General features: G+C 71.9%; 21 protein-coding genes. 12 read left to right on the top strand and 9 right to left on the bottom strand.

The window, feature by feature from the left end; all coding sequences use genetic code 11:
- Nucleotides 1-17: 17 nt before the first annotated feature.
- Complete coding sequence (locus ACQEV1_RS50830; protein ID WP_433405284.1) at nucleotides 18-419, top strand: hypothetical protein; 402 nt, start codon at nucleotides 18-20, stop codon at nucleotides 417-419.
- Between the two features lies 1 nt (nucleotide 420).
- Here the strand turns inward: ACQEV1_RS50830 and ACQEV1_RS50825 are convergent, their stop codons facing one another.
- On the bottom strand, nucleotides 421-675 hold the full coding sequence (locus ACQEV1_RS50825) for a hypothetical protein (protein WP_285629577.1): 255 nt from the start codon (nucleotides 673-675) through the stop codon (nucleotides 421-423).
- A 153-nt stretch (nucleotides 676-828) separates the two neighbouring features.
- Between ACQEV1_RS50825 and ACQEV1_RS50820 the strand changes: the two genes are divergently transcribed.
- Both ACQEV1_RS50820 and ACQEV1_RS50815 read left to right on the top strand, forming a co-directional pair.
- Nucleotides 829-2,043, top strand: coding sequence for a sensor histidine kinase (locus ACQEV1_RS50820; RefSeq protein ID WP_433405281.1), 1,215 nt, complete (start codon nucleotides 829-831; stop codon nucleotides 2,041-2,043).
- 51 nt (nucleotides 2,044-2,094) lie between these two features.
- Nucleotides 2,095-2,742 (top strand): response regulator, encoded by a 648-nt coding sequence (locus tag ACQEV1_RS50815; protein WP_285629579.1) that lies wholly within the window; start codon nucleotides 2,095-2,097, stop codon nucleotides 2,740-2,742.
- Between the two features lie 7 nt (nucleotides 2,743-2,749).
- On the opposite strand, the gene ACQEV1_RS50810 is transcribed toward ACQEV1_RS50815, so the two are convergent.
- Complete coding sequence (locus ACQEV1_RS50810; RefSeq protein ID WP_433405279.1) at nucleotides 2,750-3,193, bottom strand: RDD family protein; 444 nt, start codon at nucleotides 3,191-3,193, stop codon at nucleotides 2,750-2,752.
- Nucleotides 3,194-3,225: 32 nt separating this feature from the next.
- Nucleotides 3,226-4,605 (bottom strand): hypothetical protein, encoded by a 1,380-nt coding sequence (locus tag ACQEV1_RS50805; RefSeq protein ID WP_433405277.1) that lies wholly within the window; start codon nucleotides 4,603-4,605, stop codon nucleotides 3,226-3,228.
- Between the two features lie 247 nt (nucleotides 4,606-4,852).
- On the opposite strand from ACQEV1_RS50805, the gene ACQEV1_RS50800 reads away from it, so the two are divergent.
- The 6 genes from ACQEV1_RS50800 to ACQEV1_RS50775 all read left to right on the top strand — a co-directional run bounded on the left by ACQEV1_RS50800 (nucleotide 4,853) and on the right by ACQEV1_RS50775 (nucleotide 11,408).
- Nucleotides 4,853-5,935, top strand: a complete 1,083-nt coding sequence (locus ACQEV1_RS50800; RefSeq protein ID WP_433405275.1) for an amidohydrolase family protein — start codon at nucleotides 4,853-4,855, stop codon at nucleotides 5,933-5,935.
- Entirely contained in the window at nucleotides 5,935-7,113 is a 1,179-nt protein-coding gene (locus tag ACQEV1_RS50795; protein ID WP_433405272.1) for a M20 metallopeptidase family protein, read from the top strand. The genes ACQEV1_RS50800 and ACQEV1_RS50795 overlap by 1 nt, the downstream gene beginning before the upstream one ends.
- Nucleotides 7,114-7,247: 134 nt before the next feature.
- A complete protein-coding gene (locus ACQEV1_RS50790; protein ID WP_433405270.1) occupies nucleotides 7,248-7,607 on the top strand; it encodes an effector-associated constant component EACC1 in 360 nt (119 codons plus the stop codon).
- A gap of 13 nt (nucleotides 7,608-7,620) precedes the next feature.
- Nucleotides 7,621-10,179: a caspase, EACC1-associated type gene (locus tag ACQEV1_RS50785; protein ID WP_433405268.1), complete on the top strand. Its 2,559-nt coding sequence runs from the start codon at nucleotides 7,621-7,623 to the stop codon at nucleotides 10,177-10,179.
- Nucleotides 10,180-10,197: 18 nt separating this feature from the next.
- Nucleotides 10,198-11,007 (top strand): GNAT family N-acetyltransferase, encoded by an 810-nt coding sequence (locus ACQEV1_RS50780; protein WP_433405265.1) that lies wholly within the window; start codon nucleotides 10,198-10,200, stop codon nucleotides 11,005-11,007.
- Nucleotides 11,008-11,018: 11 nt separating this feature from the next.
- Nucleotides 11,019-11,408: a hypothetical protein gene (locus ACQEV1_RS50775; RefSeq protein WP_433405262.1), complete on the top strand. Its 390-nt coding sequence runs from the start codon at nucleotides 11,019-11,021 to the stop codon at nucleotides 11,406-11,408.
- Between the two features lie 3 nt (nucleotides 11,409-11,411).
- Here ACQEV1_RS50775 and ACQEV1_RS50770 read toward each other — a convergent pair whose 3' ends face one another.
- Nucleotides 11,412-12,008: an HD domain-containing protein gene (locus tag ACQEV1_RS50770; RefSeq protein WP_285629588.1), complete on the bottom strand. Its 597-nt coding sequence runs from the start codon at nucleotides 12,006-12,008 to the stop codon at nucleotides 11,412-11,414.
- A gap of 172 nt (nucleotides 12,009-12,180) precedes the next feature.
- Between ACQEV1_RS50770 and ACQEV1_RS50765 the strand changes: the two genes are divergently transcribed.
- Complete coding sequence (locus ACQEV1_RS50765) at nucleotides 12,181-12,558, top strand: VOC family protein (RefSeq protein ID WP_285629589.1); 378 nt, start codon at nucleotides 12,181-12,183, stop codon at nucleotides 12,556-12,558.
- A gap of 8 nt (nucleotides 12,559-12,566) precedes the next feature.
- Entirely contained in the window at nucleotides 12,567-13,208 is a 642-nt protein-coding gene (locus ACQEV1_RS50760) for a class I SAM-dependent methyltransferase (protein WP_433405259.1), read from the top strand.
- A 93-nt stretch (nucleotides 13,209-13,301) separates the two neighbouring features.
- Here ACQEV1_RS50760 and ACQEV1_RS50755 read toward each other — a convergent pair whose 3' ends face one another.
- Nucleotides 13,302-15,350 carry a hypothetical protein gene (locus ACQEV1_RS50755; protein ID WP_433405256.1) on the bottom strand — a complete coding sequence of 683 codons (2,049 nt, stop codon included), beginning with the start codon at nucleotides 15,348-15,350 and terminating at the stop codon, nucleotides 13,302-13,304.
- A 21-nt stretch (nucleotides 15,351-15,371) separates the two neighbouring features.
- Nucleotides 15,372-16,949, bottom strand: a complete 1,578-nt coding sequence (locus ACQEV1_RS50750) for a BTAD domain-containing putative transcriptional regulator (protein ID WP_433405253.1) — start codon at nucleotides 16,947-16,949, stop codon at nucleotides 15,372-15,374.
- 181 nt (nucleotides 16,950-17,130) lie between these two features.
- Between ACQEV1_RS50750 and ACQEV1_RS50745 the strand changes: the two genes are divergently transcribed.
- Nucleotides 17,131-17,781 (top strand): DUF4190 domain-containing protein, encoded by a 651-nt coding sequence (locus ACQEV1_RS50745; protein WP_433405250.1) that lies wholly within the window; start codon nucleotides 17,131-17,133, stop codon nucleotides 17,779-17,781.
- Nucleotides 17,782-17,861: 80 nt separating this feature from the next.
- Here ACQEV1_RS50745 and ACQEV1_RS50740 read toward each other — a convergent pair whose 3' ends face one another.
- From ACQEV1_RS50740 to ACQEV1_RS50730, 3 genes are read right to left on the bottom strand one after another with little or no spacing between them, the layout of a single operon-like run.
- Nucleotides 17,862-18,365: a hypothetical protein gene (locus ACQEV1_RS50740; protein ID WP_433405249.1), complete on the bottom strand. Its 504-nt coding sequence runs from the start codon at nucleotides 18,363-18,365 to the stop codon at nucleotides 17,862-17,864.
- A 22-nt stretch (nucleotides 18,366-18,387) separates the two neighbouring features.
- Nucleotides 18,388-19,320 carry a ribose-phosphate diphosphokinase gene (locus tag ACQEV1_RS50735; RefSeq protein ID WP_285629595.1) on the bottom strand — a complete coding sequence of 311 codons (933 nt, stop codon included), beginning with the start codon at nucleotides 19,318-19,320 and terminating at the stop codon, nucleotides 18,388-18,390.
- Between the two features lie 58 nt (nucleotides 19,321-19,378).
- Nucleotides 19,379-20,245 (bottom strand): ABC transporter permease, encoded by an 867-nt coding sequence (locus ACQEV1_RS50730; RefSeq protein ID WP_433405245.1) that lies wholly within the window; start codon nucleotides 20,243-20,245, stop codon nucleotides 19,379-19,381.
- Nucleotides 20,246-20,271 lie beyond the last annotated feature (26 nt).

Here is a 20,271-nt window from a genome sequence, read left to right as displayed (position 1 = left end):
TCACGGAGGCCGATGTCGTGAGTGACTTCCCGGACGAGACCGCGCCGGACGCCGAGCTGTCGCCGTTCACCCTGCGGCGGCGGGGATACGGGTTCCGGACCGAATCACCGGTCCGCTATCTTCCGGTCACCAAGGACGAGAAGGTCATCGGTTATCTGTGGGCGTCGGTCAGCGGGGACGCCGCCCACTTCGTCGCACGCGTCGACGCGGGTGCCGAAGGGAACCTCGCCGAGTATCCGTGGTTCCTCCGGCTCGAACGGGCGAAGGAGGAGGGGCTGACCGCATTGGCGGCCCTGCACCACTGGATCGGCGCACCCGAGCATCCGCGCGCCGGCCGGATCGCGGCCGACGCGACCGAGCGGGAGGCGCCCGGCCTCGACGCCCTCCACCAGGTGGCCCGCTCGAAGACCGCGACGTGACCTACCGGCCGGAACGGCGGCGCAGGAGCACCCTGAGGCCGTTCGTGGTGCGGACCAGCCAGAACACCGCGACCGCTCCGAATATCGCGAAGAAGATCGTCTGCCGGACGCCGGTGTCGTCGTCGAGCAGGCTCATGACGCTCCAGCCCAGGCAGATCAGCGCGGCGAACAGGCTCAGGTAACCGACGGCGAGGTTCCTCGGCGTGAACCGGTACCACGGGTCGTCGGCGGGCCAGGGCTCCCTCTCCTCGGACATCATCGAACCACCTTCTCTGTCGGCGTTTCCGGTCGCTTCGCATCCTGCCGAGCGGTCGCCCCGGTCCGCCTCGGTCGCGGGTTCGGTCCTGGCGCCGTTCTCTCGAACTTTCGGCCGATCCGGGTACCGGAAGAAGACGGCATCCTCGATGGCATGACCGGTGCGCGATCTGAGGACGGCCCAGCAGGAACCGTCGTCCGCCGTGGCCCGATCGTCGCCGAGATCGCCGCCCTGGCGCTGTGCCTGGTGGCCGACAGTGTGGCGGTCGCCGGTTCCTCCGGTACGGGCGGCCTCGCGGCGGGGCTGGCCACCGCGACGGCGACCGCGTTCGGGCCGGTGGCGGCCGTACTGGCCGTGCTGCGCCGCCGCTTCACCGACTGGATCGGGCCGCTCGGCGGCGGTGTCGTCGCGATCAGCCTGCTGGACACCGCGATCGCCGCCCTGGCACACCCGTCCGTCATGGCTCCGGGCGCCACCGAGACGCTCGCGCTCGCCCTGCTCGTCGGCGCCGGATGCCGGCGGACCGGCCGTACGGCGGCCGTGGGCCTCGCCGTCTGCGGCGGCGTCGCGATGACCGCCGCCCCGGTGCTGCGGTACGGCGTCGGATCGCCCACCGCGCTGATCGCGGTACCCGCCGCACTGCTGTGGGGCGGCTCACTGGCCGTCGGCCTGATCCTGCGCGACGCCGACACCCGCCGCCGGGCCGCCCTCGCCGAGGCCCGTACGGCCGAACGGCTGCGCATGGCCCGCGAGCTGCACGACTTCGTCGCGCACCACGTCACCGGCATCGTCGTACGGGCCCAGGCCGCGCGGGTGCTCGCCGGCCGGTCGGCCGAGCCGGACGACGACGTCTTCCGCGAGATCGAGGAGGCCGGATCGAACGCCCTGACGGCGATGCGGCGGCTCGTCGGCATGCTCCGCGAGGACACCGGTCAGGAGCCCGCGCCGCCCGCCTCCGGCATCCGCGCGGCCGTGCTCGACGCCGCCGCCGGCCACGACGGGGTCGTCACGGACCTGCCCGGTGACCTGGACCGGCTCGATCCCGCGCCCGCGCTGATCACGACGGTCCACCGAGTGGTCCTCGAGGCGCTGACCAACGTCCGCCGGCACGCGCCGGACGCGACGGACGTACGCGTTTCCGCGCGGGTGCAGCACGACCCGGCCGCCGACGTGCTCCACCTGGAGGTCCTCAACGACGGCGCCGGCGAACCGTCCGGCGGGGGATCCGGGTACGGGCTGGTCGGCATGGGCGAACGCGTCAGCGCGCTCGGCGGTACACTCCGCGCCGGTGCGGAGTCCGGACGACGATGGCGGATCACCGTACGCCTCCCCCTCGACCGCCAGGAGCCCCATGAGCGAACGCAGTGAGCGAACAGGCGACGCAGCGCCCATGGTCTCTCCTCCGAGGAACGAGGACTCATGAGCATCCGCGTCCTCGTCGCCGACGACCAGGCGATGGTGCGCACCGGGTTCCGGCTGATCCTCGACGCCGAACCCGACATCGACGTGGTCGGCGAGGCGCCCGACGGCGAGGCGGCGGTGAGCCTGGCCCGCGAACTGCGGCCCGACGTGACGCTCATGGACATCCGCATGCCGCGCATCGACGGCATCCAGGCCACGCGCCTGCTGGCCGGCCCGGACGTGCCCCAGCCGATGCGCGTCGTGGTCGTCACCACCTACGACGAGGACGAGAACGTCTACTCGGCGCTGCGTGCGGGCGCGTGCGGCTTCCTGCTCAAGGACGCCGGGCCGCGGCTCCTCGTCGAGGCCGTGCGCGCCGCCTCCGAGGGCGAGTCGATGGTCTCGCCGTCGATCACGACGCGCCTGCTGGCGCGGTTCGCCCGCCCGGCCTCCGGCGCGGCCCGGCCGGCCGAGCCCCTGACCACGCGCGAGCTGGAGGTCGTACGGGCCGTGGCCCGCGGCATGACTAACGCCGAGATCGGTGACGCGCTCGTCATCTCACTGTCCACGGTCAAGACGCACCTGAACGGCGTCCAGCGCAAGCTCGGGGTCCGCAACCGTACCGAGGTCGCCATCTGGGCCTGGGAGAGCCGCCTGGTCGAGTGAACCCGGCTCAGGCGCGGCGTACGACGAGAGTGCGCGCCACCATGTCACCGAACCGCTGGTGACGCGGGCTGAGCGCGATGGAGAGCGCCCCCACCAGGCCGAAGAAGTAGCCGTCCACGATCATCATGGCCCAGCGGATCAGGTACGCGCGCAGGCCGGGCGTCTCGCCGCGCTCGGTCACCACCCGCAGCCCGAGGCAGCGCATGCCCGGGGTGCCGCCGAGCCAGCGGTGCGGCACCCACACCTCGACGAACCAGTTGCCGACCAGGACGACGAGCAGGAAGCCGGCCATCGTGAGGTACGCGGGCGTCATCCGGCCCTCGTTCCGGGGCAGGTGCAGCGTCCAGCGCAGGCCGAGCACCAGCACGACGGCCGCCGGCACCGTCGTGACCAGCCGGTCGAGCGCGAACTGGGCGTACCTACGGAGGACCACTCCCGCCGGATCGGACACGCGCGTCATCATGCCATGCTGTTTTCGCCGGTCTAGTACCTCCACCGCGTGCGCGCGGCGATCTCTTCGGGCGGCAGGCCGTCGAACAGCGCGATCTCGCTCCGCCGGACGACCGCGACGGTGTCGATCAGCTCCTCGCCCAGCGCCTCTCTCAGCACGTCGTCGGCCTCGAACGCCTCGACCACCTCGTCCAGGGCCGGCGGCAACGGGGGGACGTCGTCGAGGGACGCCGGGTCGACGTCGATCGGCTCGGGGAGCGCCTCGTCCCCGTTCCGGCCCGCGCGCCCCGCGGCCAGGAGCGCCGCCATGACGAGGTAGGGGTTGGCGGCCCCGTCGAAGCACTTGACCTCCAGGTTGGCCGCCTGGTCCCGGTCGCCGACCGCACCGGTGACGAACCGCAGCGCCGCCTCCCGGTTCTCCAGCCCCCAGCACGCGTACGCCCCGGCCCAGTGGAAGGGCACGAGCCGCAGGTAGCTGGCGACGGATGGCGCGCCGATCGCCAGGAGCGCCGGAAGCCGCGACAGGACGCCCGCGGCGAAACCGTCGGCGTCCGCCGTCAGGCCGAACCGGCCCGCGCCGCCGGACATCAGGTTCTCGCCCTGGCGCCACAGGCTCAGATGGACGTGCGCGCCGTTGCCGACGCCGTCGGCGACCACCTTGGGGGCGAACGTCGCGCGCAGGTCGTGGGCCAGGCTGACCGCGCGGATCGTCTCGCGGACCAGGACGAACGTGTCGGCCGCGGCGACCGGGCCGGCGGGCGCGACCGACACCTCGTACTGTCCCGCGGCGTACTCGGGGTGGATCTGCTCGACCGCGATCCCCGCCGCCGACAGCGCCTCCACCACGTCCCGCAGGTAGTCCGACCGCTCGGCCAGCCGCGTCATGCCGTACGCGGGACCGGAGCAGGCGGGGGTGAAGTCGTCGCCGTCGCCGAGCGAGACGGCCCACTCGACCTCGAACGCGGCCTTGACCGCCAGGCCCTCGGAGGCCAGCCGCTCCACCTCGCGCCGGGCCAGGTAGCGCGCGTCGAGCGGATGCCGCCGCCCCTCCTGGTCGTAGCGGTCCGCGGGCGCCCACGCCCAGCCGGGCATGGCGGCCATCACGGTGAGCCGGTCCAGGTCGGGGTGCAGCCGCAGGTCGCCGACGGGTCCGCCCGCGAAGCGGCCGCTCGTGATCGAGTCGTCGACCAGGAACGCGTCGAACACGGGGGACATGCCGATGCCCCAGGCCGCCGCGTGCTCCAGGCGCGAGAGCGGCACCGCCTTGACCCGCGTGACGCCGGAGGTGTCCACCCACGTGACCGCGATGCCGGTGATGTCCCTCGCGGCGAGGTCACCGGCCACCTGCCGCGCGGCCGCCGCCCGCCGCGCCCGCTCCTGCTGGTCCATGACAATCGCTCTCTCGTTCGGCACGTACACCTTGTACGGCGTCGCGACCGTCTCGGCAAGAGCGTGAGCGAGCGGAGCGAGCGAACCAAAAGGCACGCGCGCCTGATCACTCCCCCGACGAAGGAGGATTCGTGAGGGAGAGCACGCCGTATCCGGGCGAAAGGCGGGTAACAGAGGGTCAGTGATCAGTCGGGAGAGGAGGAATGACCGAGTGCCTTCGCCGCTGCCCTTCGTTGCGCATCTCCGTCTCGTCGACCATCACTGTCACGGCGTGGCAGGTCGCGACCTCGACCGGAGCGCGTTCGAGTCCCTGCTCACCGAGGCGGAGGCCCCCGCCCCGCTCGGCGGCACGCTCTTCGACTCCCAGCTCGGGTTCGCCGTACGCCGCTGGTGCGCGCCGGTGCTGGACCTGCCGCCGCACGCGCCCGCCGACGACTACCTCGCGCGCCGCGCCGACCTGGGATTCGCCGAGGTGAACCGGCGCTTCCTGCGCGAGGCGGGGCTGGCCGCGCTCTGCGTCGACACCGGCTACCCGATGGACACGCTTCTCACGCCCGGCGAGCTGGGCGCTCTCGCGGGGGCGACGGCGCACGAGATCGTCCGGCTGGAACAGGTGGCCGAGGAGGTCGCGGAGTCCGGGACGAGCGCGGAGGGGTTCGCCGGCGCGTTCCGTGAGCGGCTGGCCGGGCGCGCCGCCTCGGCGGCCGGGTTGAAGTCCGTCGCGGCGTACCGGGTCGGCCTCGACCTGCCCGCCGACCGCCCCGGAGACGCCGAGGTCACGGCGGCGGCCGGGCGCTGGCTCGCCGCGATCGAGGCCGGCGCCCCGGTGCGGCTCGCCGACCCGACCCTCCAGGCGTTCCTGGTCTGGTGCGGCGTCGACCTGCGGCTGCCGATCCAGTTCCACGTCGGGTACGGCGACGCGGACCTCGACCTGCACCGCTGCGACCCGCTGCTACTCACCGGGCTGCTGCGCGCGATCGAACCCACCGGCACACCGATCATGCTCTTGCACAACTACCCGTTCCACCGGCACGCCGGGTACCTCGCGCAGGTGTTCCCGAACGTCTTCGTCGACGTCGGGCTCGCCACGCACGGCGTCGGGCACCGGGCGCCGGCACTGATCGCCGAGCTGCTCGAACTCGCCCCGTTCGGCAAGTTCCTGTTCTCCTCCGACGCCTACGGCCTGCCCGAGCTGTTCCACCTCGGCTCCCTGCTGTTCCGCCGAGGGCTGTCGGACTTACTGCGGTCCGGGCTGGACGAGGGGGTCTGGACGGAGAAGGACGCGGAGCGGATCGCGCGGCTGGCCGGCGGCGAGAACGCCCGGCGCGTGTACGGGCTGGAGGAGCGGCACTGATGGACGAGCTGAACGAACTGCATCTCAAGCTGCGCGCGGCCATCGCGGACGAGCTGCCGGCCGCGGTCGCGCTGCGGCACCGGCTGCACGCCGACCCGCGGCTGTCGGGCGACGAGGCCGACACCGCGGCCGAGGTCGTACGCGCGCTCGGCGCCGGACCCGGACAGCGCGCCGCCGACACCGGACGGGTCGTACGGATCGGCGACCGGGGTCCGGCGGTCGCCCTGCGGGCGGAGCTGGACGCCCTGCCGGTCATCGAACGCACCGGGGTCCCCTGGGCGTCGGCGAACAACGCCATGCACGCCTGCGGCCACGACGTCCACCTCGCCGCGCTGGTCGCGGTCTGCCGCGCCGCCGAGCGCATCGGCGTGGACGTGCCGATCCTCGCCGTTCTGCAACCGCGCGAGGAGACCTCGCCCTCGGGCGCCGAGGACATCGTCGGCTCCGGAATCCTGACCGACCACGACGTACGCGCGATGGTGGCGGCCCACGTGCAGCCGCGCCTGACCGACGGAGTCGTCGCGGTCACTCCGGGGCCGGTCAACGCCGCCACCGACGAGTTCGAGGTGACGGTCACCGGACTCGGCGGCCACGCCGGGTACCCGCACGTCGCACGTGACCCGGTGCTCGCCCTGTGCCAGATCGTCGTCAGCCTCCAGCACCTGGCCAGCCGGCGGTTCGACCCGGTGCTCGGCGCGGTCTGCTCGGTCGGCCAGATCGGCGGCGGCACGGCCGCCAACGTGGTGCCCGAGACCGCGTCGGCGCGCGGCACCGTACGCGTGATGCGCGACTCCGACCGCGCCGTCGCGGCGTCGCTGATCACCGAGATCGTCACCCACACGGCCGCCGCGCACGGCTGCGAGGGCCACGCGCACTTCTCGCCCGGAGAGCCGGTGCTGGTCAACGACCCGGCCCTGGCCGCCGACGCGGCCGGCCGCCTCACCGACGACGGCGTGACCGTCGACGCGGGCTTCCGCTCGTACGGCGCGGACGACTTCTCCCACTACTGCGACGTGACGCGGGGCCTGATGATGTTCATCGGCACGGCACCCCCGGACGCCACCGACGCCCCCGGCCTGCACACCGAGCGGTTCCTGCCGGGCGACCACATGGTCGGCCGCACCGCCGACGCCCTGCTGGCGGGCTACCTCGCCGCGATACGGACGGCCATCGCATGAGGAATGGCCCCGCCGAATTCGGCATTGTCGCGGACCGCGCTCGTTTTCCGCACAATTAGGGGCTGACCGGCTGGAACTTCACGCCATTCTCCTCGCGTCTCAGTACCGTGGTAGGGGCGACGGAGGGAGTCTCGATGGAGATTCGTATCGGCTTCGAAAGTAAAGATCCGGAGCGGGAGATCACGTCCCTCGGCGCCTGGCTCAAGGGCAGGCCCACGATCGTCCAGAGTGCCCGGGTCACACTCGAGCACGCTCGGCCGGGGTCCGGCCAGATGGGCACCGCCTTCGAGGTCGTCAAGCTCGCCCTGGAGAGCGGCTTCTCGCTCGGTAACCTCGCCCTCGCCATCGCGAGCTGGCGCCGCACCCGCACCTCCACCCCGCCGCTCGTCATCCAGGTCTCGGGCCGCACGGTGCGCATCGGCGGCGAGGTCACCGATCCGGCGCAGATCACCCACATGCTGGAAGGCTCCGACGGTGACGCTGCCGGACGCTAGGACGTCGCGTGTCGTGCTGATCGGCACGGCCCGGTACACCGCGCTCGACGAGCTGCCGCACGTCGCGAACAATCTCGAGGCGTTGAAAAAGCTGCTGTGTGAGCCGGATCTTTGGGGAGTGCACGAAGCCAACTGCCGCATCGTGGCCGATCCCGCCCACGTTCCCGACGTCGTCGAGGCGGTGGCGAAGGCCGCGCAGGAGGCAAAGGACACCCTCGTGGTCTACTACGCGGGGCACGGGCTTCTGGACGAAAAGCTGGACTTGCATCTCACCCTCACCGATTCCCAGCCCGGCAAGGTGGATTACACGGCGGTGCCGTACCAGCACGTGCGTAAACGCATCCACGAAAGCGGCGCGCGCCGGAAAATAGTGATCCTCGACTGCTGCTACAGCGCCCGTGCGGAAATGACCGGGCGCTCCGCCCCCATCATCGACAAGGCGACCATTTCCGGCACCTACCTGCTCACCGCGGCGGAGGACGCGGCGCTCGCGGTGCCCGGCGAGACCTACACGGCCTTCACCGGCGAGCTCGTGTCCCTGCTGCGGAAGGGGCTGCCCGGCGGCCCGGAGCTCCTCGATCTCGACACCATCTACCGCACCCTGCGAGAGATGCTGGCAAGCCGGTCCCGGCCACTTCCGCACAGCCAGGATCGCGACCAGGGCGGCGACCTCACCCTGGTCCGCAACCGGGCCGTCACCCAGCCGGACGCACCCGAGGCCCGCGCGGAGGCCCGGCATCGCGTCGCGGCGATCCGCGACGCCCGTGCCGTCGGCCGCCGTGCGTCCGCGGCGTTCCTCCGCCGGAACAAGCTGCCGAACCATCAGCTCATCTACGTACGCCGGGCCCTCGACCGCGACCTCGCGACGGTGACACGCGCCGTCGCCCCGGGCGCCCTCGAACGCCTCACCAGACGCCGCACCTTCCGGCACCGTGGCGAGCAGGCGGTCGACCGCGACGTCCCTCCCCAGATCGTGCTCGTGCTCGACCCTCCCGGATCGGGCAAGACCATGCTCGCCACCCAGCTCGCGCTCGCCGACGAGGCCTTCTTCTGCGTGGCGCGGACGGCCGATGACCCCGGCGTGCACGAGCTGAATGAGGTCCTCCGGGACCTCGGCGGCAAGGACCCCCTCGACCTGCTGGTCGAGACGGGCATGCCGCTGGTGTACGTCGTCGACGGCCTGGACGAGGCCGACAACCCCGAGAGCCGGCGCGCGATCGTCCAGCTGCTGAAGACGCTCGGCAAGCTGAACGCGGCCGCCGACCGGCGACGGCTGCTCGCCTTCCCGGTACTCCTGGTCTTCACCGCGCGCGACGACACCTGGGAACGCTGGATCTCGGTCTTCGAAGGTCGTTCGGTCGTGCGTTTCAAGGACCGCCTGGCCCGTTTCTCGGACGAGGAGCTCGGGCAGGCCCTCACCCGCTACTCCGAGGCCTACCAGTACTCCCTGGTCGGTTCGCGTACCCCGGACGGCACGGAGGCGCTCTCGGTCCCCTTCAACCTGCGGGTGCTCTCGGAGGCGTACGAGTTCCAGGGGCCGGTCAGGTTCGGGGACGCGCTCGGTGAGAACGTCCTCCAGCAATACTTCGAACGCCGCCGGTCCAACATCGCCGCCCAGGGGATCTCCGGACTGACCGCGACGGTGTTCATGGAGCTGGCGGGCGACCTGGCGCTCGCGGCGGTGCGGACTCCCGAGGCGCGGATCCCCGAGCAGACGGCGCTGCGTCTGATCGCCGAGCGCTCGCCCCGGCTGCGGGGGAACGAGCGGGAGGTGCTCGGTCTCCTGATCGCCGAGCAGCTGCTGCGGCACGACGGCACCGGCGCGCTGCGCTTCCGGTACCCGGCCTTCATCGAGTACCTCGTCGCGCTCACGGCCGTACGCAGCCCGGGCCTCGACCGGCTGGAGGAGGTGACCGAGAAGGTCGCCGCGGCGCCGGAGGTCTCCTCGGCCGCGGTGCGGCGCAATGTGCGGTCGCTGGCCCGGTCCATGCCCCCCGAGGTGGCCCGGCAGGCGAACACCGTCTACACGACCTCGCCGACGTACGTCACCGCGAACCTCACCACGTTCCGGAGCGACCTCGGCCGGGGCACGGTCACCGCGGCGGAGGACCTGGAGACCATCCACCGGACCATCGGCCGGATGAGCCCGGCGGACGCGTGGGAGGCGTTCTTCGTCGTCGTGGCCAAGCCCAACGGGCAGCCCGCGGACCGGGTCGTGTACGCCTTCGGCCATGCCTGGGACAAGAACTCCCGGCGGCCCGACCGCTGGCGGCTTCTGGAGAAGATCGGCGAGCGCCGTGTGCTGACCGACGACGAGGTCGTCGAGCGCATCGCCGGCAGCCGCCGCCCACGTGAGTGGGAGGTCTTCCTGGCCTGGCTGTCGACCTACCCCGAGCGCAGCGCGGTGGCCCACCGGCTGCGGACCTCCCGGGACGGAGACCTGCTCGCCGTCTTCCGCGAGGGCGGCCTCGTCTGGGACCAGGTGACGGGGCTGTTCACCCTGGCCCTGAACGACCAGGACTACGTGGAGGGTGTCCTGTTCGGATCCGCCGCGTACGCGCCGACCGAATGACGCGGCTAGCCTGCCGCCATGGACGTACGGGGCGCGGCGGACGGCGATCTGCCGGCGATCGCGCGGATCGCGCTGGCCAACGACGACGGTGACGGGGCGGATCCGCGTTACGTCGCTCACCTGCGCGCCCACGGGCGGTTCCTCGTCGCGGCGGCGGCGGACGGGGCGGCGGCGGGGTACTGCGCGGTCCGGTGCCTCGATGGGCTCACGCTGCTGTGCGACCTGTTCGTGGATCCGGCGCGGCACGGCGGCGGCGCCGGGCGGCGCCTGCTGGACGCCGCGTTCGACGCCGGGTTCGAGGCCGGGTTCGAGGCCGGCGGGGAACGGTCGACCTTCGCCTCCCGGGACCCGCGGGCCATGTCGCTCTATGTCCGGTACGGCATGGTGCCACGCTGGCCACTGCTCTACCTGGAGGGACCGCCGCTCGCCGGGACTCCCGCCGAGCGGGTGCCGGCGGCCGTGGCGGCCGCGGCCGAGCGGGAACTGAACGGGCGCGACCGGTCGGCCGACTACGCGTTCTGGGCCGCGACGCCGGGCGCCACCGGGCTGCTCGTCCGCGACGGGGACGCGGTCGCCGCCGCCGGGATCGCCGGACCGGACCGCCTCTTCCACCTGGTCACCGCCGACGGCGCCGACCCGGCGGCCACCCTCCGCGCCGCGCTCGCCACCTTCACCGCCGCACGCGTCCGCCTCTGCCTGCCCGGCCCGCATCCCGCCCTGCCGCTCCTCCTGGACGCCCGCTGGCGGATCGAGGACGCCGACCAGCACATGTCCAGCCGGCCGGACCTGCTCAGCCCCGCCGACGTGCTGTCGGCCTCCCTCGCCTGACCGGGGTGCCCATGTCTCTGCTGTATGAGTTCTTCGTCGCCGAGGACGACCGGGCCGCGGCCGGGGTCCTCACCACCGGCTGCCCGCGGCCCGTCTTCCGCGACGAGGGGATCCCCCCGGCCGCGCTCGCCGCCATCGAGTCGCTCCTGACCGGCCGTACCGAGGCGGAGATCACCGCGGACCCCCGGCACTGCGCCGGCGTCGCCGAACTGGTCGACGAGGACGCCGGCGTCGCCGAGTGCGGCGTGCTGACCGTGACCGACACGCTCACCCGCGCCCTGGCCGCCGCGTCGGCCTCGGACCCCGGATGGCACACCGAGGCCGCCGTACGGGGCCTGGCGCCCGTCGCCCGGCACGCGGTGGCGACCGGGCACCGCATGTACTGCCTCTGGACGGTCTAGCCCCTACTCGCCGAGCGAGGCCGTGTCGTCGCCGTTGAAGAAGCGGTCGAGCCAGTCGAGTGAGCGGGTGCGCAGCAGTTCGTCGGCCAGCTTCTTGCCGGACGCCGTCTGGAGCGCCGCGAGCGAGCTGTCGATCCAGAGCTGGATGTTCTGGTTGCCCTGCTCCCGGTACTCGATCGCCTGGACCAGGCACTCCAGCTTGTCCGCGTCCCGCGCGCAGCGCGCCTCCAGGCTCGTCTTGTCCTCGTACTCCGCGACGCTGCCGCAGATCATGTCGGCCACCGCCGCCGGCAGGCCGCGCGTCTGCTCGGCCGTCACCTGCTCGTTCGGCGCGCGCTTGACGTACGCCTTGGCGAGGTAGGGGATGTCGGTCAGCCGGGTCTCCTGGCTGTCGTGGAAGATGCTGAGCAGCGCGGCGCGCTCGGGACTCGCCCCCTCCAGCACGGCGACGATCGACGCGAGGGCCGCGGCGCGGAACGAATGGTCCGCGATGCTCTCCGGATCGCGGACGCCCGCGACGAGCCAGCCGGTGCGCTTGTAGCGCTTCAGCAGACCGATCTCGTACACGAAGCCCGTCAACTGTGCCAGCTCGTCCTGCATGACTGCCCCCTTCGACCGAGCGGCCGGGCGGTGTCGATCCGGCCGTAGAGGACTCCTTCCCCGGCACCGGCGATAACCACCGCCGGAGGCCCGCCGTACGGTGGCCGCATGGCAGCGAAGCTCAACGAGTTGTGCCTGGTGCCTTGACCGGCAGGGCCCGTACGGTAGCGGCATGGAGGTTCTCGCCAGCCGGGTGCTGCTGCGGCCGACCGACCTGGACCGCAGCCGTGCCTTCTACCGCGACACACTGAAACTGCCGATCTTCCGCGAGTTCGCGACGCCGGACGGCGTGGGCACCGTCTTCTTCATCGGCGGCGGTTACCTGGAGGTCGCCGGGCACGCCGACACGCCGCCCGCCGAAGGTCTCCAGCTCTGGCTCCAGGTCCGCGACATCGCGGCGACCCGGCGCGAGCTGGACGGCGTACGCGTGCTGCGCGAGCCGGAGCGCGAGCCCTGGGGCCTGATCGAGATGTGGATCGCCGACCCCGACGGCGTACGGATCTGCGTCGTCGAGATACCCGACGACCACCCGATGCGCCGCCGCGACTGACCGTGCCCGTGACGGATCCGGCCCGGATGGCGCGGGCGTTCGACGAGCTGGCCGAAGACTATGACGACGATCATCACGACGACGTCGCCCGTGCCCTCCTCGCGCTGATGCCCACGTCGGCGGGGCAGGACAGGATCGCCGATGTCGCGTGCGGGAGCGGCGCGGCGGCGCTGGCGATGGCCCGGACACGCCCGCCCGCGGGCACGCCGATCCTGGCCGTCGATCTCTCGGCCGGGATGATCGCGGCCGGCCGAGCCCGCGCCGTACGGCTCGGGCTTGAGCATGCGATCGACTGGCGCGTCGGGCCGGCGGTGCCGTTGCCCGTGGCCGACGCGGGCCTCGACCTGATCGTGTGCGCCTCGTCGCTCCACTTCCTGGGCCCGCGGGCGTTGTCCGACTGGCGACGTGCGCTCAGGCCCGGCGGACGCGTGGCCTTCACCCTGCCGGTGGCGTCGGGGTTCCGTCCTTCCGGCGTGTTCGCCGACCTCGTCGCCGCCGACCTACCGCTGCCGCACACGGCGGAGGACGCACGCACGCTCGCGACGACCGCCGGCTTCACCGACGTCGACGCGCGCGTCATCGCGGTCGGATCCAGGTCCGTCGCCCTGACCGCCGCCACGAACCCAGCGGTCCCCGTACGGCACACCTAGTGTCCTGAGTCGTTGATTCGCCGCACCGTAGTGTCCCCGCGACATTCCGATCACCAGGAAGCGTGAGCCCCGTCTTCTGGGCCCGCGAACGGACTAGTCGCGTTTGAAGATCCCGGTCAGGCCGGCCACCGCCGCGGTCGTCAGGACCCAGCCCACTGCGATCAGCGACCACGTCCAATACTCCGCCCAACCGTTCGGAGTCCAGGCTTTCTCCTGGCCGAGATCGACGATTGGCAACAGCACGTCCAGGGTGTAGGCGAGCGCGTGGAAGCCGGGCGCGTTCGGCGTCGCCCGGGTCATGTGCTGAGGGTAGGCGCGGCCGAATACCCACCAACCCAGCGCGGCGAGTCCTGCCAGCCAGACTGCGGCCAGCCAGGTCCGATAGCCGTAACCGATGGTGACGTACAGCAGCCAGTTGAGGGGGTTGAGCGCACTGCGGCGTCGCCGCTGCTTGGCCACGCCCACCTTTCGGGCGGCCTCGGCGTTTCCGGCGCGGCGGTACGCCTCGGCGAGCTGGTCATAGATCTGCGGTGTGTAGCCGCCTGGGTGTCGGGTGAGCCAGCGCAGGCGGTCGTGAACGCTGACTTGATCGTTTTCCAGGGTCTGGTAGGTGAAACCGCGCAGCCGCAGGATCTGGGGCCAGGTCGCCTGATCGTCGTCGAAGGCGCCGACGCGAGCGTTGGTGAGGTCGATGATCCCCTCACAAGAGGCGTCTCGAAGTCCCAGCTCGGCGACTCGCGCACTCCTGAGGTCCAGCGCCTTGCCCTTTCGGTTGTTCAAGGCTGCCCGGAAGAGGGTGAGTTGTCCTCCGACGTTGGCGCCGCGCAGGCGTACTTCCCCGCCAGCGGTGAACAATTTCGAACAGTCCATGTTCCGGGCGATGCTGATCTGGTCGGCGGCCAGAGCGTATTCACCGGGTTCGGTCAGGTCCGCGTTGTGGAGGTCGAATTCTCCGATGTGGGCACCGACCAGGCGCACTTCACCGCGTGCGGTGAATTCCGAGCAGTCCATCCCGTGATCGACGCTGAGCTGGTCGGCGGTCAGCGCGGGTCCGCCGGGATTGGCCAGCCGCGCCCCGCTGAGTACGAGATCGCCGCCAATGTGGGCGCCGATCAGGCTGATCTCACCTTCCGCGCTGAACCTGTCCGAGCAGAACATGCCCTGGCCGACGCCGATCCGGTCGGCGTGCAGCGCGGGTCTGCCGGGATTGGACAGGCGTGCCCCGGCGAGGACGAGCGGCCCTCCGATGTCAGCCCCGAGCAGGCTCACTTCGCCGCGTGCGGTGAACCTGTCCAGGCAGTACATGCCTTGGCCGACGCGGAGCCCGTCGGCGTGCAGCGCGTGTCCGCCGGGATTGGACAGCCGCGCCCCGCTGAGTAAAAGATCACCGCCAACACGGGCGCCGCCGAGCAGGTTCACGTCGCCGCATGCGGTGAACCCGTCCGAGCAGTACATGCCTTGCTCGACGCGGAGCCCGTCGGCGTGCAGCGCACGTCCATCGGGATTGATCAGCTGCGCCCCACTGAGGTCGAGCTGCCCTCCGATCCGAGCACCGGACAGGTCGACCTCTCCTTTGGCGGTGAACCTCGGCACGCAGACCATGTCCTGGTCGACAGTGATCCCGCCGGCACTCAACGCCACGCCGCCCGGATTGGTCAGCAGCCCGCTCAACCAGAGCGCACCTCCGATGCGGGCGCTGAGCAAACTGACTTCGCCGCCGGCGAGGAAACCGTCGTTGAACTCCAGGTTTCCGAGGATGCGTACCCGCTTGGCGGACAGGCCTGGAAGGTGACAGCCCGGCAGACGGATCGCCGGCGCGGTGGCTTCGTCAAGGTTGATGGGATCGTCGATGTAGCAGTCGCGCAGCAGCAACGGGCATGCGAGACCGCAGGCTTCCAGATCGAGTGGGCCGAGGATACGGGCGCCTCGCACCTTGATCGCCCGTGGCCTTCCCGATGTGCCTTCCGCGGTGAGCAACTCGATCAGTAACTCGGCGCGCACGGTTCGAGTCCCATCCCATAGGGCGCCGTTCGCGGGGTCATCGTGTTCCGCGTCGCCGACGGACAGATCGACCAGTGTCCCGGTGCGGGTCGCCGAAACGATGCGACGTTCCTGCTCAGCCGGTGCCTCATCACTGATCACGGGAGCCTCCCCACGCATCTGCTAGTGCGGCAGCGCCAGGCCATCCGTCGTCGGCTCCGTGGCCGGAGCGGCGGCCGGTGTGTCGTCGGCGACCGCGATCAGCACGTCCGACAGGGCCCGGACGACCGGTACCGGCAGGAGCCCGTACGTGATGAGGTCCTCCACGGACGCGAAGCCACCCGTCACGCGGCGGCGGGCCACGATCTGCTGGGCCTGCGGCACGGTGACGCCGGGCAGCGCGGCCAGGACGTGTTCGGGTACGCCGTTGATGTCGACGAGGCCGCCGTCGTTGAACACCCGCGACAGGTCCGGGCGCCCGATGCGCAGCTCGCGGGCTATCGGCGGGTAGTGGTCGAGCAGCGTGAGCGCCTGCTCGCGGCGGATCCGCAGCTCCAACGACCGCAGCGTGTCCAGGTCGGGCGGGGCGTTCTGGTGCCGGGCCGACGTGCCGAGCACCAGCACGGCGAGGTGCACCGTGCCGCCGACCATCGTGAGCAGCAGCGCCAGCATCCCGACGTTGTCCCAGGCCGATTCGCTGCCGGTGCCCATCGTGAAGGCGAACACCGCCACGAGCAGGAAGTATCCGGCCGAGGCCAGCCCCAGTGCCCGGCTGCGACGCCGGGCCGCGAAGAAGGCCAGCGCCGCCCAGGTCAGGAAGCCGAAGCTGAGCAGCGGCACGGCGATCGCCAGCGCGCGGAGCGCCGGCGGCGGACGCCACACACGCGGCACGGCGGCCATCGCGGCCGGAGCGGCGGGGATGAACGGCGGCGGTGGGGCGGGCGCGACCGGGGCGGGTGCCGGCATGGGCGGCTCGGCGTACGGCGCGAGCGCGCGGTCGGAGCGCAGGATCGCCAGGTGCAGCTGCCGTAGCCGCTCGCCCGGCTCGACCCCGAACTCCTCGGCGAGGAACTCCCGCGCGCTCTGGTACGCCGCGAGCGCCTCCGCCTGCCGGCCGCACCGGTACAGGGCGAGGATCAGCAGGTACCGGAGCTCCTCGCGTACGGGGAACTCCGCGACGAGGCGGCTCAGCTCCGGCACCAGGCGCGCGTGCTCGCCCAGGTCCAGCTCGATCCGCGCGCGTTCCTCGACCGCCGCCGCGCGGTCCTCGGCGAGGCGTTCGCGCGCCGCGTCGAAGTAGGGGCCGCGCAGCCCGGCCAGCGGCTCGCCGCGCCACAGCGCGAGCGCGCCCCGCAGATACCCGGCGGCGTCGGCGGTGCGGCCCGCCGTCCGGGCGCGCGTGACGTGGTCGGTGAACACCTCGGCGTCGAGACGGCCCGGCGGCACGACGAGCGTGTACCCGGCCTCGGTGAGCGTCAGGAGCTGCCCGGGGGCGCGGGGCGACCGGCCGGGCTCCAGGATCCGCCGCAGCCCCGCGATGTACTTCTGGACGACGTTGACACCGTTCTCGGGCGGTTCGTCCCCCCAGACGGCGTCGACGATCCGCGCGGTCGGCGTCGGCCGGTTCGCGTTGAGCAGGAGCACGGCGAGGACGGCACGCTGTTTGCCCGGTCCGAGGTCCAGTTCGGTGTCCGCGCGCCAGGCGCGCAGCGGGCCGAGGATCTCGAAACGGACCGGTGCGGCCGGCGACGGCTCGGTCACGGTTTTCCTTTCCGCGCGGGCCGGCATCCCCCGTGAGCTGGCCCGATACCGTGCGGCAGTCAGAGCGCCCGAAGGGCGGCAGTGAGAGCGCAGTGCGCTACAGCATAACGACAGCGATCCGGCACGGCGACGGCGAAAGCTGGCCGCAGAACGCCCGCACTCACGCCGGAAGGAACAAGCAATGTCATTCCAAGCCCCCGCCACCCAACCGGGTTGGTACGGCGCCGGCCCCGACGGCGGGGCCGATCGGGACCGCCGTCGCTCCACGAATGGCCTGGCCGTCACGTCCCTCATCCTCGGGATCCTCGGTTTCCTGCTGATCACCATCCCGCTGAATCTGATCATCGGCCTCGCGGCACTCGTGCGCACGCGCCGCCGGGGCGACAAGGGCGTCGGGCTGGCCGTAACCGGCCTCGTCCTGTCGCTGCTGTGGGCCGTGGGCCTCGGCGTCGGCGTGTTCGCGCTGTCCAAGTGGCACGAGCCCAAGCGCGATGCGAGCGGTCAGATCAACTCGACGCAGAAGGCGGCCCCGGACACGCTGCGCGTCGGTGACTGCGTCGCACCGCAGACCGGCGAGGTCAGGACCGTCCAGGCCCAGCCGTGCACCACGCCGGGCAGCAACAAGGTCTTCTCGATCTTCTCCCTGCCGCAGGGCGCGTGGCCCGGCGAGTCGAGCTCGGGCGCGGCCGCCGAACGCGGCTGCACCAAGCGGTACCAGGCGAAGCACGCGACCTCGAAGAAGCAGCTGGACATGTACTACTTCTCGCCGACCAAGGCCCAGTGGACCCTGGGCGACCGAAAGGTCATCTGCCTCGTCGGCCCCGTCTCGTAGTAGCGGACGACGCCCGGCCGGGCCCACTCCCGGCCGGGCCATCTCGCGGGAGCTCTTACTGAGCGTCTTGCCGGACGACGTCAGTCCAGGTCGAGGACCCGGCGTTTCGCCGCCTCGAACTCGGCGTCGGTCAGGCTGCCCACCATGTGCAGGGCCGCCAGGCGTTCGAGTTCCGTCACGGTGTCGCGCGACTCCCGCCGGTACTCCGGGGGAACCGTGTCCTCCGGCTCCGAATCCCGTGGACCGCCGTCGCCCGGGACGTTCGTACCGCCGGTCAGGCGCTCCGCCATCGCCTGGAACTCCGGCACCGCGCTCTGGTCGAAGCCCGCCACCTCGCGCCAACGGATCCCCGCCAGCGCCGGTCGGTCCGCGTCCACGAGTACCGGCAGGAGGGTGCCGGACCAGGGCCAGCGGGCCCGGGCCACCACCTCCCGGTGGTCGGCGAGGAACGGTTCGCGGCCGGGAGCCCGGACCGCGAGCCGCAGCTCCAGAGGAGCCTTTCCCCCGTACCGGACGGGCCGGTCGGCGGCGATCACGTACGCGATGGCGGGCACGCCGTCACTCTTCCGGCGGAAGATGCCCATCTCGCCCTCCCGGCCCCTGCGTTCACTGGAACAGGACGCTGATGCTCTCACGGCGGTGGATGCGGCCGATGGCCTCGGCGAACAGGGGGGCGACGGACACCGTCTCCACCTTGGCCGACAGCCTCACCGGCTGGTTCTCCACGGTGTCGGTGACGTAGAGACGCGAGATGGGGCTGTCGTCGAGCCGTTCCATCGACTTGCCGGTGAACACCCCGTGCGTGACCGCCGCGCGTACGCTGCGGGCGCCGCGGGCGATCAACGCCTCGGCGACCTCGGCGAGGGTGCCGGCGGTGATGGTGAAGTCGTCCACGATGACCGCGTCGCGGCCGTCCACGTCGCCGATGAGGTCGATGACGCGCGCCGCCTCGCTGTGGTCGACGCGTTCTTTGTCGGCGATGGCGAGCGGTGCGCCGAGCCGCGTGGCGTACTTGCGCGCCTGCTTGGCGAAGCCCACGTCCGGCGAGACGACGACGAGGTCCTCGCCCGTGCCGATCGCCTCGGCCAGCAGGGGCAGGGCGTACAGGTCGTCGACGGGCAGGGTGAAGAAGCCCTGGATCTGCGGCGCGTGCAGGTCCATCGTGACCACCCGTGCCGCGCCGGCCGCCTCGATCGCCTCCGCGCACACCCGCGCGCGGATCGAGACGCGTGGCTCGTCCTTCTTGTCGGCCTTGCCGTAGCTGAAGTAGGGCATGAGCACGGTGACCGACGCGGCGCTCGCGCGCTTGAACGCGTCGATCCAGAACAGCAGCTCCATGAAGTTGTCGTTGGCCGGGAACACCGTCGACTGCACGACGTAGACGTGCCGGCCGCGGACGTTCTGGTTGGCCTTCACGAACAGGTTGCCGTCGGAGAAGCGGATGACCTCACCGTCGCCGGGCTCGACCTCCAGGTGCCGGCAGATCGCCGAGGTGAGACGGCGACTGCCCGATCCGCCGAACACCAGAAGCTCTTCCATGATCACTCCAGCCGAGTACGACGCGCGAGGCCCGTTGCCAGCATCGCGCCTGCGGTGCTCAGCTGACAACGTCCTTGTCGCGGAACCGGCGTACGGCCAGCGCGAGAAATATCACGGCGTACGACGCCGACAGCACCATGCCCTTGACCATGCCGGTCCATACGAGGTCCGGCTGCAACGCGTCGGTCCAGGCGAACTGCCAGTGCGTCGGCAGGAACTCCCGCCAGTGCCCGAGCGCGGTGACCGCGTCGATGATGTTGCTCACGATCACCAGCCCGACCGCGCCGCCGACCGCGCCCAGCGGTGAGTCGGTGGTCACCGACAGCAGGAACGCCAGCGCGGCCACGACCAGCTCGGAGACGAGCGTGTAACCGACGATGATGAGCAGCCGGGTGAGCGCGGTGCCGTTCGGCAGGGCCGTGTCGGTCGCGGGCAGCCGCAGGCGCGCCCAGCCGAAGACGTAGATGCCGGTGATCATGGCCATGACCGGCAGGCTGAGCACCGCGAGCGCCGACAGGGACAGGGCGACGATGAGCTTCTGCCGCAGCAGGCGCACGCGCGGCACGGGCGCGGCGAGCAGGTACCGCAGGGACGCCCAGCCCGCTTCGCTGGCCACCGTGTCGCCGCAGAACAGCGCCACCGCGACCACGAGCAGGAAGCCCACCGACGCGAACAGCGTGAACGCGGTGAAGTTCAGCGCGCCGGTCGTGGCGACGGTGACGAGGCCGGGCGTGTTCGGGTCGTTGCCGGACGGCGAGCCGCCGATCTTGAACGCGGCGGCCAGCACCCACGGCAGCAGGAGCAGCACCGCGAACGCGATCCACGTACGGCGCCGGCGAAACTGCCGTACGGCCTCCACCCGCAGCGGCAGCGTACGGCGCGGGCGGTAGCTCGGATCGGCGCCCCGCCGCCCCGAGTCGGTCATGAGTCCTCCTTCGTCGGAGGGCGTGA

Origin of the sequence: Actinoallomurus sp. CA-142502 (assembly GCF_050936355.1) — a bacterium.
GTDB lineage: Bacteria > Actinomycetota > Actinomycetes > Streptosporangiales > Streptosporangiaceae > Actinoallomurus > Actinoallomurus iriomotensis.
This window is presented reverse-complemented; position numbering and strand designations above follow the sequence as displayed.